This is a genomic window from Lactobacillus sp. MRS-253-APC-2B, assembly GCF_012843675.1.
Classification (GTDB): domain Bacteria; phylum Bacillota; class Bacilli; order Lactobacillales; family Lactobacillaceae; genus Limosilactobacillus; species Limosilactobacillus pulli.
The window spans coordinates 134,330-150,016 of sequence record NZ_JABAFO010000001.1; the positions used below are offsets into that span (position 1 = coordinate 134,330).

13 protein-coding genes and 1 other RNA gene are annotated in these 15,687 nt (G+C 44.6%); 5 read left to right on the plus strand and 9 right to left on the minus strand.

Annotated elements, in window-relative coordinates; translation table 11 throughout:
- Window positions 1–67: 67 nt before the first annotated feature.
- Window positions 68–1,417, minus strand: a complete 1,350-nt coding sequence (gene xylA / locus HF864_RS00680) for a xylose isomerase (protein ID WP_074505119.1) — start codon at window positions 1,415–1,417, stop codon at window positions 68–70.
- 379 nt (window positions 1,418–1,796) lie between these two features.
- Between xylA and HF864_RS00685 the strand changes: the two genes are divergently transcribed.
- From HF864_RS00685 to aroB, 3 genes are all read left to right on the plus strand, one after another.
- Entirely contained in the window at window positions 1,797–3,149 is a 1,353-nt protein-coding gene (locus HF864_RS00685) for a sugar porter family MFS transporter (RefSeq protein ID WP_169461217.1), read from the plus strand.
- Between the two features lie 476 nt (window positions 3,150–3,625).
- Window positions 3,626–4,621 carry a 3-deoxy-7-phosphoheptulonate synthase gene (gene aroF, locus HF864_RS00690; RefSeq protein WP_169461218.1) on the plus strand — a complete coding sequence of 332 codons (996 nt, stop codon included), beginning with the start codon at window positions 3,626–3,628 and terminating at the stop codon, window positions 4,619–4,621.
- A gap of 15 nt (window positions 4,622–4,636) precedes the next feature.
- Complete coding sequence (gene aroB / locus HF864_RS00695; protein WP_169461219.1) at window positions 4,637–5,707, plus strand: 3-dehydroquinate synthase; 1,071 nt, start codon at window positions 4,637–4,639, stop codon at window positions 5,705–5,707.
- Between the two features lie 93 nt (window positions 5,708–5,800).
- Here aroB and HF864_RS00700 read toward each other — a convergent pair whose 3' ends face one another.
- The 4 genes from HF864_RS00700 to HF864_RS00715 all read right to left on the minus strand — a co-directional run bounded on the left by HF864_RS00700 (window position 5,801) and on the right by HF864_RS00715 (window position 10,443).
- Complete coding sequence (locus tag HF864_RS00700; protein ID WP_169461220.1) at window positions 5,801–6,973, minus strand: ROK family transcriptional regulator; 1,173 nt, start codon at window positions 6,971–6,973, stop codon at window positions 5,801–5,803.
- Between the two features lie 135 nt (window positions 6,974–7,108).
- Window positions 7,109–7,969, minus strand: coding sequence for a GRP family sugar transporter (locus HF864_RS00705; protein WP_169461221.1), 861 nt, complete (start codon window positions 7,967–7,969; stop codon window positions 7,109–7,111).
- Between the two features lie 225 nt (window positions 7,970–8,194).
- Window positions 8,195–9,724 (minus strand): HAMP domain-containing sensor histidine kinase, encoded by a 1,530-nt coding sequence (locus tag HF864_RS00710; protein ID WP_169461222.1) that lies wholly within the window; start codon window positions 9,722–9,724, stop codon window positions 8,195–8,197.
- Window positions 9,721–10,443 (minus strand): response regulator transcription factor, encoded by a 723-nt coding sequence (locus tag HF864_RS00715; protein WP_169461223.1) that lies wholly within the window; start codon window positions 10,441–10,443, stop codon window positions 9,721–9,723. The genes HF864_RS00710 and HF864_RS00715 overlap by 4 nt, the downstream gene beginning before the upstream one ends.
- Before the next feature lie 191 nt (window positions 10,444–10,634).
- Here HF864_RS00715 and ssrA point away from each other — a divergent pair.
- Window positions 10,635–11,010: a transfer-messenger RNA gene (gene ssrA, locus HF864_RS00720) on the plus strand.
- Window positions 11,011–11,201: 191 nt separating this feature from the next.
- On the opposite strand, the gene HF864_RS00725 is transcribed toward ssrA, so the two are convergent.
- From HF864_RS00725 to HF864_RS00740, 4 genes are all read right to left on the minus strand, one after another.
- On the minus strand, window positions 11,202–11,636 hold the full coding sequence (locus HF864_RS00725) for an Rrf2 family transcriptional regulator (protein ID WP_169461224.1): 435 nt from the start codon (window positions 11,634–11,636) through the stop codon (window positions 11,202–11,204).
- Between the two features lie 68 nt (window positions 11,637–11,704).
- Entirely contained in the window at window positions 11,705–12,340 is a 636-nt protein-coding gene (locus tag HF864_RS00730; RefSeq protein WP_169461225.1) for an NAD(P)H-binding protein, read from the minus strand.
- A gap of 135 nt (window positions 12,341–12,475) precedes the next feature.
- A complete protein-coding gene (locus tag HF864_RS00735; protein WP_240936846.1) occupies window positions 12,476–13,060 on the minus strand; it encodes a L,D-transpeptidase in 585 nt (194 codons plus the stop codon).
- 427 nt (window positions 13,061–13,487) lie between these two features.
- Window positions 13,488–14,084 (minus strand): hypothetical protein, encoded by a 597-nt coding sequence (locus tag HF864_RS00740; protein WP_169461227.1) that lies wholly within the window; start codon window positions 14,082–14,084, stop codon window positions 13,488–13,490.
- 338 nt (window positions 14,085–14,422) lie between these two features.
- Here HF864_RS00740 and HF864_RS00750 point away from each other — a divergent pair, with 338 nt between their 5' ends.
- A complete protein-coding gene (locus HF864_RS00750) occupies window positions 14,423–15,637 on the plus strand; it encodes a D-alanyl-D-alanine carboxypeptidase family protein (RefSeq protein WP_169461228.1) in 1,215 nt (404 codons plus the stop codon).
- Window positions 15,638–15,687 lie beyond the last annotated feature (50 nt).

Here is a 15,687-nt window from a genome sequence, read left to right on the forward strand (position 1 = left end):
AAAAAGGATCCGCAGCCATCTGCGGCGATGCGAATCCTTTCTATTATATTGTTAGAGTTTCAAGTGATTATTTAGCCAGCGTTTCGATCATGAAGTGGTTGATCGTGTCCTTAACCTGTTCAAGGTGGTCAGATTGCGTAGCTGCACGCAGTTCGCTTTGTGGCGTGTCCAGAACGGTTGGTTCGATAGACTTGAAGTCTTCCTTGCCTTCTTCGATGGACTTGCCCAGACCTTCGTCCCATGATGCGTAACGATCCTTGAGTACCTTGTCCAGGTAGCCGTCTTCCTTTAGAGCAGCGGCAACGCGCAGGCCGGCAGCAAACGTGTCCATACCAACAATGTGGCTGTAGAACAGATCTTCTGGCTTCCAAGAAGTACGACGTGGCTTGGAGTCGAAGTTCAGACCACCGTGAGGGCCAATTTGACCTTCTTCAACGACTTCGTACATTGCAGCCGTTGCTTCGTACAGATTGGATGGGAATTCGTCGATGTCCCAACCGATCAGCTTGTCACCTTGGTTGGCGTCCAGTGAACCCAGCATGCCGGCTTCACGTGCAACGCGAATTTCGTGTTGGTAAGTGTGACCAGCCAGGTTAGCGTGGTTGCCTTCCAGGTTCAGCTTGAAGTCCTTGTCCAGGCCGTATTCCTTCATAAAGTTCAGCGTCGTAGCAGCGTCGAAGTCGTATTGGTGCGTAGTTGGTTCCTTTGGCTTAGGTTCCAGCAGCATTTGAGCATCAAAGCCGATTTCGTTTGCGTAGTCCTTAGCCATGTGGAAGAACTTGGCAATGTGCGATTGTTCACGCTTCATTTCAGTGTTCCAGAGTGATTCGTAACCTTCACGGCCACCCCAGAAGACGTAGTTCTCAGCGCCAACCCGCTTACCAACTTCCAGACTGTGCTTCAGTTGAGCACAAGCATAAGCGTAGATCTTAGCAGATGGAGCAGTACCGGCACCAGCCAAGAAACGAGGGTTCGTGAACAGGTTGGACGTGTTCCACAGAACCTTCATGCCAGTCGTCTTTTGGTACTCAACGATCTTGTCAACGATCTTGTCCAGGTTCTTGTTGGTTTCACGCAGGGTGTCGCCTTCTGGAGCCAAGTCGCGGTCGTGGAAGCAGAAGTAGTCAACGCCCAGCTTGTTGTAGAATTCAAAGGCGTAGTCAACCTTTGCCAAAGCGTTGTCCATTGGGTCAGTGTACTTGTCGTATGGACGAACGGCCGTACCATCACCAAATGGGTCAACCAGGCGTTGGTCAAACGTGTGCCAGTAAGCAACTGAGAACCGCAGCCAATCCTTCATCTTCTTGCCCAGGATAACTTCTTCTGGGTTGTAGTATTGGAATGCCAGGCGTGAGTTCAAGCCTTTGTGTGGACCTTCATACTTAACTTTGTCAATACCTTGCCATAAATCACTCATAATATGGGCCTCCTGAAATTTATTAGTTTAAATAAACAACTAACTTACGGTTTTTAATATAGACCATCAAGCTATTTTTGTAAACCCTTTCTAGCAAAAAAATTGAAATTTTTGCATTTTCAATTTGGTGCGTAATTCGATTCTCCGCTTATAAATATAGTAGAGAAAAATACTCTCTCGCAACCGCTTTTTAGCTAGGTTTCATCGAAAATAGCACTAAGCAGGCCGCAGATTTTACCTTAATTGGTTTTTTTGATATTTTTTACTAAACATCTTGATTTTTGAATTGAAAGCGGTTATATTAATCTCGTAAGTTAGTTTTAATCTTTAACTAACTAAGCAATAGGAGTGTTTTTATAGTTAAGGAGTTGTAGTAATCATGCGCAAAGTATCTGCGGGCTTTATCTACTTTTTCGGGGCCCTCGGCGGTTTGCTCTTCGGTTACGATACCGGTGTTATTTCTGGGGCTATTCTGTTTATTCAAAAACAGATGCACCTGGGAACTTGGGAACAAGGCTGGATCGTTTCCGCAGTACTGCTGGGTGCCATCTTAGGTTCATTGTTTATCGGACCATCTTCTGACAAGTATGGTCGTCGCAAATTGCTATTATTGTCATCGATTATCTTCTTTGTTGGTGCGCTTGGTTCCGGATTCTCACAAGGCTTTTGGTCATTGCTTTGCTTCCGGATTGTCTTAGGGCTGGCCGTTGGTGCCTCATCTTCAATGGTACCAACCTACCTGGCCGAACTTTCTCCAGCCGACAAGCGGGGCATGGTTTCCAGTATGTTCCAATTGATGGTTATGACTGGTATTCTGGTTGCCTACATCACAAACTGGTCATTTGAAAACATGTACACTGGTTGGCGTTGGATGCTTGGCTTTGCAGCTATTCCTGCTGCCATTATGTTCTTCGGTGCCCTTTACCTGCCAGAATCCCCTCGTTATCTGGTTAAGATTGGTCGTGAAAACGATGCACGAACCGTTTTGATGAACATGAACCACAATGATAAAGGCATCGTTGATAAGGACATGTCTCAAATCGAACAACAAGTTCACATGAAGAATGGTGGCTTAAAGGAACTGTTTGGCCCAATGGTGCGTCCAGCTTTAGTTGCGGCAATCGGTCTGGCTGTCTTCCAGCAAGTCATGGGCTGCAACACAGTGCTTTACTATGCCCCAACCATCTTTACTGACGTTGGTTTCGGTGTTAACGCTGCGCTGCTGGCTCACATTGGGATTGGTACCTTTAACGTCATCGTCACGGCATTTGCCCTCTCAATCATGGATAAGGTTGACCGGAAAAAGATGCTGATCTATGGTGGTCTTGGCATGGGTGTCTCACTGTTTGTCATGAGTGCTGGGATGAAATTCTCCGGCGGTTCAAAAGCAGCTGCGGTTATCTGTGTTCTTGCCATGACCATTTACATTGCCTTCTTCTCAGGTACTTGGGGTCCAGTTATGTGGGTTATGTTTGGTGAAATGTTCCCACTTAACATTCGTGGTCTTGGGAACTCATTTGGTTCCGTGGTCAACTGGACTGCCAACCTGATCGTTTCGTTGACGTTCCCAACCCTGCTGGACTTCTTTGGTACGGGTAGTCTGTTTATCGGCTATGGCGTCCTCTGCTTCTTTGGTATCTGGTTCGTTCATGCCAAGGTCTTCGAAACACGCGGTAAGTCACTGGAAGACATCGAACAGACGTTGCGTGACCACGCTGGTTCCAAGAACTAATCCAGTCATTATTCAAAATCCCACTCAAATCTTAAATTTAAATCCGATCTTACTTGCTGAATCCTAACCCTCTCAATATCGATAGTAAGTAAATGGCCTGACAGTCCTCGCTGCCAGGCTTTTTTATTAATCATAAATTAAACTAAAATTAGAGTTGACTTAGAACTCCTCATAATGTATACTCAATCCAACCTTTTGAAATTAAAAGCACTAAAGGAGCAGCATTATGAAAATTACAAACGTACGATTTAGCTATTATTATCAATCACGCTAGCGCTGGCACGCATAGACGGTTGGCGCTGGGCTAACGGTCTATGCGATTGATAATAGTTTGTAATTACCGATTGCATGGCAGATCTTTTGTTAAGGCACTGTGTAGTCGGTCGTGCTCCAACCAGCATCGCTGCTGATCACGAACCCTCACGGTGGTTTAACATCGTGAGGGTTTTTGTATTGACGGATAAGGAGTGTTTTTTATGATTATCGTATTAAAAGCTGAACAAGCAGCCCCAACAATTGAAGCATTAAAGCAGCATTTTGGCAGTGATCATGATATCTTCGTTCATAATAATCGAATTGCCATTCAAAATATTACACCAGACGACCTGACTCCCACTGAACAAGCCGCAGCTGAAAAAATCATTACCAAGGTTCCAGCAGCCGTTCAAGCATCCCGCTTGTTTCATCCCGAAGATACGATCATTAAAACGCCTCATTCAACGATTGGCGGCGATAATTTTACCTTGATGGCCGGTCCCTGCTCAGTTGAATCAGCCGAACATGTCTTAAAAATGGCAAAAGTCACTAAAAACGCTGGCGCAACCGTTCTGCGTGGTGGTGCCTTCAAACCTCGCACCTCACCATACTCATTCCAGGGATTAGGCAAAGCAGGACTGATCGCCTTAAGAAAAGCCGCTGATCAGCTGGCATTAGATGTCGTAACCGAGGTTATGGATGTTGAACAGGTACCATTGGTCGAAAAATACACCGATATTTTTCAGATCGGGGCGCGCAACATGCAGAACTTCTCGCTGTTAAAAGCAGTTGGAAAAACCCGCAAACCAGTAATGCTAAAACGCGGCATGTCAGCAACGGTTGATGACGTTTTGAACGCTACGGAATACATTGCCGCTGGTGGCAACCATCAAATTATGATCGTTGAGCGTGGGATTCGAACGTTTGATAATAAATACACGCGCAATACCTTTGATGTTGGCGCCATTCCGGTCTTGCACAAACTGACTCACTACCCAGTCATTGCCGATCCAAGCCATGCCGCTGGTCATACCGAGTTTGTAACGCCATTGGCTTTGGCCGGGGTAGCAGCCGGTGCAGATGGCTTGATCGTTGAGATTCATGACGATCCGGCCCATGCCTTTTCCGACGGTGCTCAGGCATTGCGTCCTGATGAATTTAACGAAATGGTAACCAAGGCTAATACGGTACATCAAGCTTTACAGTCAACCAAGTAAAAGAAGGGAATCCCAATGGAAAAAATTTCAGTCGCGCTGGCCAGTCATCAATATGACGTTTTAATTGAACCTGGCTTGTTGAAAACAACTGGTGAACGGATTGCTCAAATCTGGTCACCGCGTAAGATTGCCTTGATCAGTGATGACAACGTGGCTCCGCTTTATCAAAAAGATTTGGCTGCCCAGCTGACTAATCAAGGCTTTGAAGTCCATTGTTATGACTTCCCGGCTGGTGAAGCCTCGAAATCATTAGCCCAGCTCCAGCGACTCAGCGAAAAACTGGCAAAAGCCAATTTCAATCGCGATGATGCGGTCATTGCTCTTGGCGGCGGCGTCACGGGCGATCTGGTTGGTTTTTTGGCGGCTACCTACATGCGCGGAATCTCATTGATTCAAATTCCGACATCGTTACTGGCTCAAGTTGACAGTTCGGTTGGTGGTAAAACTGCTGTTGATCTAGGAACAACCAAAAATATTATCGGTGCCTTTTATGAACCTGATCTGGTATTGATTGATCCGCAAACCTTAACAACCTTGCCTACCCGTGATCTGGTAGAAGGATATGGTGAAATCGTCAAAGCCGCGGCAATGGTTGGCAACGGTTTTTGGCGTCTAATTGAGCAGATCGATTCGCCTGCCGCTATCTTGAAACATGCTTTGAAACTGAGTGAATTCTCCATTCAGTTTAAAGCCGACATTGTCATGGCAGATGAAAAAGAAAGCGGCCAACGCCAGCTGCTTAATTTTGGTCATACCATTGGCCATGCTATTGAGGCCCTATCTGCCGGTGAATTGCGCCATGGTGAAGCGATCAGCATTGGTACGGTTGCCATCTGTCGTGCTTTTGAAGCGGCTGGTAAAACCGCACCCGGTACTACACAAAAAATCACAGCCAGACTGACAGCGGTCGGTTTGCCAATTACGTCACCATGGCTTGCTTCTAATCGGGTTTTAGAACTGATCAAACACGATAAGAAAAACCACAACGGCTATTTGAATCTGGTTTATGTTAAAGAAATTGGCGTCCCCGCCATCTTAAAGGTTCCCACCAACCAGATTGCCGCAACCCTACAGCTGCCTAGCTAACATAAAAATCGTCAGCTCCCATTTTAGGAGTTGGCGATTTTTTGTGCGCTGCATTTCTTATCTAAAAAGCCCGTCCCATTAGATGGGCCTTACTTATTTGATATTTGAAACTGACTTAGGCCACTTTAACGTCAGCGAATATTGATCCATCTTCAAGAAACGATGAATGGCAATCGAGCTGGCACCCAAAAGCGAGGCCATTTCAGACCCCTTGATCATCCGAATCGGAATATCAACATGATGTACCTGCAGCCAGTCGCGAAGCTGTTGATACAGTTCTGGAATCTCGTCAAACAATGGCGAATCAAAGTATACTGCCTGAGGGCCATAGCCAACGACTGCATTATGGGCAGTCTTTTGCAGCTGCTGCATGGCCTGAGCAACAACTTTTTCGGTCGCCTCGTCATGCTGCCGATACAGTTCATACAGCTGCATTGGCGTCAGTTCCGCCAGCCCCTTTTCTTTGGCAATGCGGTTTAAGATGGCCTCTTCCGAACAAAGATCCTCAACCTTGACCAGCTCACCATTTTGGCCCACCACCAGGCTCCGACCGATTTCACCAGCCCGACCATGAAACCCTCGATACAGTTGATGGTTGGCAATGATGCCGGCACCAATCCCTTTATGAATACTGATCGTCAACAAGTCACGATAGTTTTCTCGATCGCCAAAATCGCGCTCAAAAATCGCCGCCAGGTTGGCTTCATTTTCCAAGATCGTGGGGACATTGAACTCATTTTCAAAATAGGCTGCCAGATCAATCCCGTTCGTATTCATAAACGGTGCATCAACGATTTGATTGTCATCAACGATCCCATGCACTGAAAAGCCGATTGCCAATAACCCATGACGCGTATCGTTGTTTTGTTCCATTTTCTGCAGTCGATCCTTCATCAGCTGCATGATGGTCAGCATGTCGCGATTGTTGAGTATTACCGCTTCATAGCTGATTACCTCGCCATTTATGTAGTTAAACATGATCCGCAGATGATTGGTTCCAACTTCAAAGCTGGCCACAAAGCCATATCGTTTATCCAGGCAGACCAGATTAGGCTTGCGGCCCCCACGATTGGTCGATTCCCCCTGCCCCAGTTCTTCAATAAAGCCTTCATCATTTAATTCGTTATAGATTGCTGATACGGTTGATTTGTTAATATCCAGCTCACGAGAAATATCAACTCGTGTCGTCGTAGGATGATTAAACAGCTGCTGTAAAACCAGTTGCCGATTAGTCACCCGCACCAGACTACGACTGTCATTTTTCATGTGGCCACCTCTTTTAGTTAGTATAGATTTTAAACTATCTTTAGTTTAACCGTTTTAAGCCAAATTATAAACCATTCGTCAAATAAAAAAAGAGAAAAGCCATTCAGCTCTTCTCCTTAATTAATCTCAAATTCTTTAGGCAAATGCCGTTGCGATACTGCCGATCACGATCAGCACGATACCCCAGAAGGTAAACTTCGATTCACGAGGACTCTTGTGTTCATGTAGAACCAAAATCCCACCAAACGTTGCGATAATAACGTTCAATTGCGTGAAGACAAAGGCCACCGTAACCCCAATCATCCGCGCTGCGAAGATGTAGGCAAATGCCGCAATCCCCCATGAAATACCAGCCAGGATGTTGGTGTATTGTTCTTTTTGCGTAAAGGCCTTAGCATTGCCAGAAGCCAGATCATAGATGATGGCCCCCAGTAAGATCCCCAGCACCTCTGGCAAGAAGATCCCAACTGAATCCTCATGCGCCAAAATGGGCATCTTTGGAAATGACGAGTAGATCCAGTAACCAATCGTCGTTACCAACAGGAACAAAACATCTTTACTGGTAACGTTTTGACCACCTGAACGATCGGTAAACGACGTCATCATAGCCCCGATGATAACAATGGCCAAGGCGATGAAACCAATCGTCAAAGCCCGTGCTGAATGCCATTCACCAAAAATTACCACCCCAATGATCGAATTACCGACCAGTTGGAAAACCGTTGACAGCGGTACCGTATTGGAAACCCCAATTCGTTTGAATGAAACGAACTGACCAACCTGAGCCGTTGACCATAAAGCTCCACAAAGCAGTGAGAACAAAAATGCTTTCATGCTAACCTGCGGATGAATAATCAAAAAGGCAATCAGACCGACTAATGAGGCCCCAGCGCCAATCCCAAAGATCTGGTTGGCTTCTGATCCACCAACCTTACCGGTAATCAGCGGCATAAAGCCCCAGCCCAACGCTGGAATTAATGCAATAAGATAAGCCATAATCAAAATCTCTCTCTCTTAATAAAAATTTCGATAAAAATATTTAAAACTTTACGAGAAATAACTATACCTTAGTGCAATCGTTTTCACAAGTATTTACATTCAAAAAGTTAGTAAAACCATTAGTGGTATCGATATTCTAAAAGTGGTTAAGATTGATATTGCAAACGGTTGCCTAAAAAGTTGGTCTAAAATTGGAAAGGTTTGCAGATTTTATTTTAAAAACTACTTTTCAACTTGACCAGCCGTTTGCTGCTCGTCTGTAGTCTGCGGTGTGATCGTGTGAGGAGCATATTCACGATCAGGAAAGAACAGCGTAAAGGTCGTCCCTTTGCCCAATTTACTTTGAACCTTGATCGTACCGCCATGCAGATCAACTAGATGATGCACGATTGCCAGCCCCAGTCCCGATTCGCCATACTGTGTATTCATCCGGGAACGATCAGCCTTATAGAAGCGTTCCCAGATTTTTTCGGTCTGCTCCTTGGTCATTCCAATCCCATTATCCTTAACTGCAAACTCGGCCCCTTTTGGCAATCGCCGACCAGCAATTTCGATCTTGTCATTTTTGGTAAATTGAATGGCATTTTGGATAATATTGAACATAATCTGCACAAATCGGTCATAGTCAGCATAAACACGTAGCACTTTAGGCATGTCAACAACCAGCTCATCATTTTGCAAGGCGGCTTTTTTATTCAGCTGTGCCCGCAAATTATCGATCACCGCCGTGGCATCAAAGACTTTACGATCCATTGAAATCTGATTGGTCCGGATCTTTTCGTAGTCCAGCGTGTCATTGACCAGACGAATCAGACGGCGCGTGTCATTTTGCATCAATTGAATACTGTGCTTTTTATCTTCTTCTGGAATGGCATCATAGGCCAGCCCCTCCAAAAGGCCATTGATCGTCGTCAAAGGCGTCCGCATTTCATGAGCAGCATCGGCCATAAAGCGGCGCCGGCGTTCTTCTTGCTGACGAATCTCTTCTTGTGATGCCTGCAATGCATCAGCCATTTGATTAAAGTCGCGCCCCAGATCGTCCAGTTCATCTTTACCTGGCGTATCGATATGTACCTTATAGTTGCCGCGTGCAATCTGGTGCGTAGCCCGCCGCATCTTGCTGATTCGCTGCGTAGATGAGCGCGCCAATAAATAGCTGACCACCAGTGCCACCAGCATGGCAATTACAAACGTCGCCAACAGGTTGCTGATGATCTGATGACGACTCTGTTCAACCGTTGACACAAACGTTCCAATTGAAACTACGGCTACCAGCTTGCCTTGATAAAAGTATGGTCGCAAGATATCCGTCATTTTAGGATGGGGTCCAGGGCCTGATTTTTTTTGTTTGTTTTTATCAGAAATGTTCAGCCGTGGACGATCCATCTTTTTTTGAATCGTCTTGCCTTCCTTTAGGGCTTGCCATTCTTTTTTAGTCAGTTTGGCTGTATAGCCGTTGCTGGCAAACATTTTCTTATGATCGGCACTATAGATGGCGAAGTGGACGTTTTGCCGCGCCAACAGACTGGCATTGCTTTTTAAGGATGCCGTTTTTAGCCCTTTAAACTGATGGGTTGTCTGGTCATATTTGATGGAATCTTGAATCAAGCTGTCGGCATCCTGCTGCAGCTCACGCCAAGTATTGGTATAAAGAGTCCGATTGGTGACGTTGACAAACGAGATGGTAACAATAATCAGCAGCGTACAGATAACGGCAAAAAAGCTCAGCATCTGCCGATAGAGCAGCTTCATTGATCTTCAACCTCGCTGTCATCAAATTTATAGCCAACGCCCCAGACCGTTTGAATAACCTGTGGACCAGCTTTTTCAATCTTTTGCCGCAGCTTTTTGATGTGGGCATCGACCGTTCGCTCATCGCCATAGTATTCATAGTTCCAGACCAGCTGTAGCAATTGTTCCCGAGTAAAGACCTGCTTAGGCTTGGAAGCCAGCGTCTTGAGCAGGTCAAACTCTTTTGGCGTCAGATTTTCGATCTGTTGATCATCCAAAAAGGCTTCCCGCGTCTTGGAATTTAATTTAAAGTGCGGTGTCTGCACATCAAAATCGCTGGCGATCTGCTGCGTATTGGCACTGAGCTGATTAAGCTGCGTCCGCCGATACAACGCCTTGATCCGTGCAATCAGAGCAATCGTACTGAACGGCTTGGTAACATATTCATCAGCCCCCATTTCAAGTCCCAGCACCTGATCGCTTTCTGAATCACGTGCCGTCAGCATGATGATTGGCACGGTTGGCGAAATTTTGCGCATTTCAGCCGCTACCTGCATGCCGTCCATCTTGGGCAGATTAAGATCCAGCAAGACAATGTCCCAGCCCGTTGGATCCTTTTTAAACATTTCAACGGCTTTAACGCCATCTTGCGCGTAGCCAGCCTCCCATTTTTCTTTTTTGAAGAACATTGCCATCATTTCACATAAGGTCTGGTTGTCCTCCACCATTAGAATCTTCATTATTTTCACCCCGTAATTTTATTAGCATAATTCTAGAAACATTATAAAGCATTGATCTACTACAATAGGAATAATTTGTGACCAAAGTGCGAAACTTTTGATAAGTCGAGCCGAATTTAGCTGGTTATTTAATGGAAGGCTGCGTGACACGTGCAATTAAAATGGGAATATGATAAGATTATGATCGTAACGGGGATGTTTATGGATTCGACGGGTATAGTTCGAATTCCGGCTGCGTTTCGAAGGTTGCGACTTCGTAAAAACGCTCAGTTTCAAATTATAACTGCAAACAATAATTCAAACTCTTACGCATACGCTGCCTAACAAGTAAGCATGCGTAAATCCGGCTGGGCTCGTCCATGGTGCAGTACCGGGTTTTATCTAACAGTGGACTTACGCTTGTTGCTCCGGCTTGAAGCAGCAAGAAGAGACTAATCAAGCTAGTCAATTGGGTTAGCCCTGATCAGCGGCGTTCCAATCGATGAAATTTAAATAGCTGAGATACGAACGTAGACGCCGAAATGGCGATATATTCGGACGCGGGTTCAAATCCCGCCATCTCCATTTGTGAATTTTAAGCGTTGATGGATAACCAGCCATAAAGGTTGATCTACCAACGTTTTTTTATTCCAGCAAGTAAAAAATTTAATATTTCACAAGTAAATACAGTCAAAAATGTAGTCACAAAATGCAAAATGAATAAAAAAACCATCACCGATCATTTTGATCAGTGACGGTTTTTTTAATATTGGTAATGGTTATTTGGCATCAATGGCTTTAACAACGTCTTTTTCAACGTCGCCAACCGTCTGGCGCTTTAAGTCATCTTCAAAATTCCGCTGAATCTTGAGCAGCTTATCGCTCAGTGCCTGGTGAATATTGCGTCCCACTGGGCAGTTGAGATTAACGTGCTCATGAAAATTGAACAGCTCATCCTTATTTTTTTCCACGGCCAGATAGACATCATAAAACGTAATCTGATCCAAGGGCTTGAGCAGCTTGATACCGCCCGGACCCCGCTTGGTATCGATCAAGCCGGCATGCTTGAGCTCCGACATCAAATTACGGATGATCACGGGATTGCTGCCGATACTATCGGCCAAAGAAGCACTGTTGACCGTTTCTTGATCGCCAAAATAATCAATTGCCACCAGCATGTGAATGGCAATCGTAAACTTAGTTGAGATCTGCATTTAAACACTTCTTTTTTGTATTCTATAAAAATATTCTATTACAGATTTCGAGGAATTGCGAATCGGCTTTAGGCCTCAACTACTGAGATCCGCTGCTGAACATGATCGCCATTTTCGATCTCATCGATCATGGCAATGGCATAATCAGCATATGAGATTACGCTTTGCTGACGATCATTGAGCATGAATTCTTCGCCACCAAGCAGATACTTGCCAGTCTTTTGTCCATCAGCTTGAAAATCAGCTGCTGGTGAAACATAGGTCCATTTGGTATCCTTTGAGGCCCGCAGAACTGCCAGTGCTGCACCATGAGCGGCACTGACTGGTTTGTAGCTGGCAGGAAAATCAGGCTGCAGTTCCAAAGTTGAGGTATGCTCCGGATTTACATACAGGGAACCAGCACCCCCAACCACCAACAGACGCGTAGCCGTTCCCTTCAGCAGATCAGCCAAGTAGGCCGCAGCTTTTGAGATTACATACAGATCCGTCAACTGCCAAACACCAACAGCATCAACAACGGCATTAAACTCTTGCAGATCAGCCTTTGTCAGCTCAAAAACGTCCTTTCGAACATAGCGGGCAGCCTGCGTATTGTTTTCATGACGGCCAAATGCAGTCACATCAAAGCCGCGTGAAACAGCCTCACTGATGATTTCTTTGGCAACACGTCCATTAGCGGCAACCACGGCAATTTTTTTAGTCATTTGAGATTCCTCCATTTTTGTAATATGTTTCATTACATTTTTGTTATTTATAATATATTATGTTACAAACTATTTGTCAATATGATTATTACAAAAAAAGACCAGTCTCCGTTAAGAAACTGATCTTTGATGTTATTAATTATCGGCAATCACGACTTTAGTACCTTCCGGCAGATTCTGTTCCATCCATTTGGCATCCGGAACCGACAGCCGAATACAGCCATGCGAGCCGGTCGACTTCCCCAGCTTGGCAGCTTCTTTTAGATTATAGGAGCCGTCTGCCTTGGTTGGTACCGAGTGGAACAGGTACTCACCATGATTGAGCCAGGAAACGTAGTAGTTGGCACCTTCACTCAGCTCTTGGTTAAAGAAGCTGTCACCTCGTTCAGCCTGTACGTAAAAGGTGCCAGTTGGCGTAGCGCTCTTCATTTTGCCGGTCTTGGCATCTTTTTGATAGACGCCACCAGAGCTGTACATGGTGTAGATAATCTTGGAGCCATCATAAAGGTAGGTCCGGTTGCCCTTTAAGCTGACCTTGACCCACAGATCCTTAACCTTGCTCAGATCAGGATATGGAATGGTTTCAGACGACTTTTGCCAATCAATCGGCGTGCGCATGTTGCTGTCTTCAGAACTGGAATCTTTAGCTGTGGCCTTGGACTTGGCAGTCGTAGAAACCATACTGCTGGTGGCCGAAGACCGGTTAAGATGACCATACATGTACCAGCCGCCTAAAACGATTACGATTAAACAAATCAACCAATAAATAGCGTGTTTTGATTTCAATTTTCTTTCTTCCTATTTTTATTGTAAGATTGTAGCAAATTCAACGGATAGGGGGATTTACATTGCGAACCAACTTAAAAATTGCCTATCTTTCGGCAATCGGATTTGCTGCTGCAGTTATTATTCTATCAAATTGGCACTGATAATGCTCGGGGGAAGCAAGATTGAATCACTTTTTTAAGAAAACTGTTGGCCACTATAAAAATGGGATCGCCTGTCAACTGCAGACCATCCCATTTTTATTAGGTTTATTCTCGACCCGACAGTACGATTGCTTGAGCTATCACACATAAAACATCAGCAACCGCAATCAATAACAGGACTGTTCCAATCCCAAGATGAATCAACGGAACAAAAAAAGTCAATCCATCATATAAAAGCAACGGTAAAAACAATAAGATATTGCAAACGGCAAAATGCTTGGGCAAATCTGGCCGCTGCCATAGTTTTTTAAGCTGTCCATTTTTCCTCGCACCAATCGATAAATTATCATTTCAACGTGTTCTGGCAAATTGGCATTCAACCATTTAGCATCGCTTTTTGATAATAGAATCGTGTCATTTGTCTTGTTATTGTTTTGTGATCTAGCTTCAAAGTCCGCACTTTTGCCAATGCTCAACCAGTCAGATGATTTAACGCTATTGCCATTTGCATCATAATGATAAATCGAAGTTCCCCTTAGGTCACCAACCGACACGCAACAATGTCGATCTGCCAAATTAAACCTGGCATTTAGGATGTAGATGATCTTTTGCCCACTTAAAATATAGACGCGATTTTGATTTGACATGGCAATCATCTTTAATGCTGGCTGACTCTTTAAGCTCGGGTGAAGACCGACTTCTGAAGCGCCATTGCCTTGCTGATTAAACAGTCGATTATTTTGAATGCGCCAATTACAGTAACCTACTTTTAATTGTGACGGCAATGGTCGCATTAACCCAATCAGATTGATCAATATCAGACCTGTCAAAATGATCAATGTACTGAAATGCAGCATCTGCTTGATTTCTCGATTTATTTTTTCTAAAAGTCACTCCCCATTTTAATCTGAAAATTCCGATTCTAATAAAATAATTTATATTAACTATGTTTAGATGATATATAATTACAGAGTTGTCCACAATATATACCTAGTTATTTTAGATAATCGTTCAACATGCTTTAAATTTCAAGTTTTCTAATTGCGTCCGCTTTTTGGTTACCCCACAAACAAATCTTAAACATTGTCTCGTTGACAGTGTGATAAAATGTCGCTGATATCTATTTTTGATCTGTCTACTAGGAGCTATTTTCATGAAAAAAATTGTCACTGTTTTTCTGACATGTTGGCTAACGCTGCTGAGTTGGCTACCAATCGCCCATGCCGAAACGTTTTTAAACGTCAATCAACTGGATGCCTCAGCCGCCCTGGCAATCGATGCCAAAACCGGCCAGATTCTATATTCACAAAACATTAATCAGAAGTTACCAATTGCATCAATCAGCAAGCTTTTAACGGTCATGGTCATTGAAGATGAGATTAATAATCATCAACTGAGCTGGAACACTAAGATCAAGATCAATCAAAAAGCAGCGGCGATTGCCAATGACTCAGAATACTCAAACGTCAGCCTGACACAAGGACAATCCTATACCGTATCTGACCTGGTCAAAGCCGCTTTGATCAAGTCAGCTGACGGAGCCACCGTCGCCCTGGCTGGTGCTTTAGGCGACAGTACCGCTCAATTCAACCAAAAACTGCAAAAAAAGGCGCGCCAAATCGGTATCAAAGACGCAACCATCGTCAACAGTGTTGGTTTAACCAACAGTCAGCTAAAAGATCTGGCTGTCAAAAACATTGATGACAATGCCGAAAACATGATGTCAGCCAAAGACGTTGGCAAAATGGCAGCCTATTTGGTCAACCACTATCCTGATCTGCTCAAGATTGCCGGTCAGACCTCATTTGAAATGGACGGTCAAAGCTATACCAACATCAATAAAATGCTGACAGAATCCAAGTATCAGACCAACGGCGTGACGATCGATGGCTTAAAAACCGGAACCTCCGATGCGGCCGGTGCTTGTCTGGTCAGCACGGCTACCTTTCAAAACCGTCATATCGTAACGGTCGTACTGCATGCCAATGGTGACAGCACCGATGCGCGGTTTACGGCAACCCAAAAGCTGTATCAGTTGATCGTCAACAGCAGCTTAACGCCACAAAAGGTTGCTTTACCTAAGTCTTTTTATCAGCGCACCGTAGTCAAATTTCTGTTTTTTAAGCACCAGATCACATTGCGTCCGCGTTCGATTACCATCTGGGAGAATGCCAACGATGCTGCCAAGACATCCAGTCTCACCATCTATGATCATCTCTTGGCCAAAACCAATCAAAACGGTCAGCTTAAAGCTCCAATCAAAAAAGGGCAGTTGCTGGGGTATTCATACGTCAAGGTTAAAGGCATTCAATTTCTCAATAGTCACGGCCTCAAGCTGCATCTGTTCAGCCAGACCGCCGTCCAATAATCAAAAGGTCAGTGATCTTCACTGGCCTTTTAATTATGCCTGATGTTATC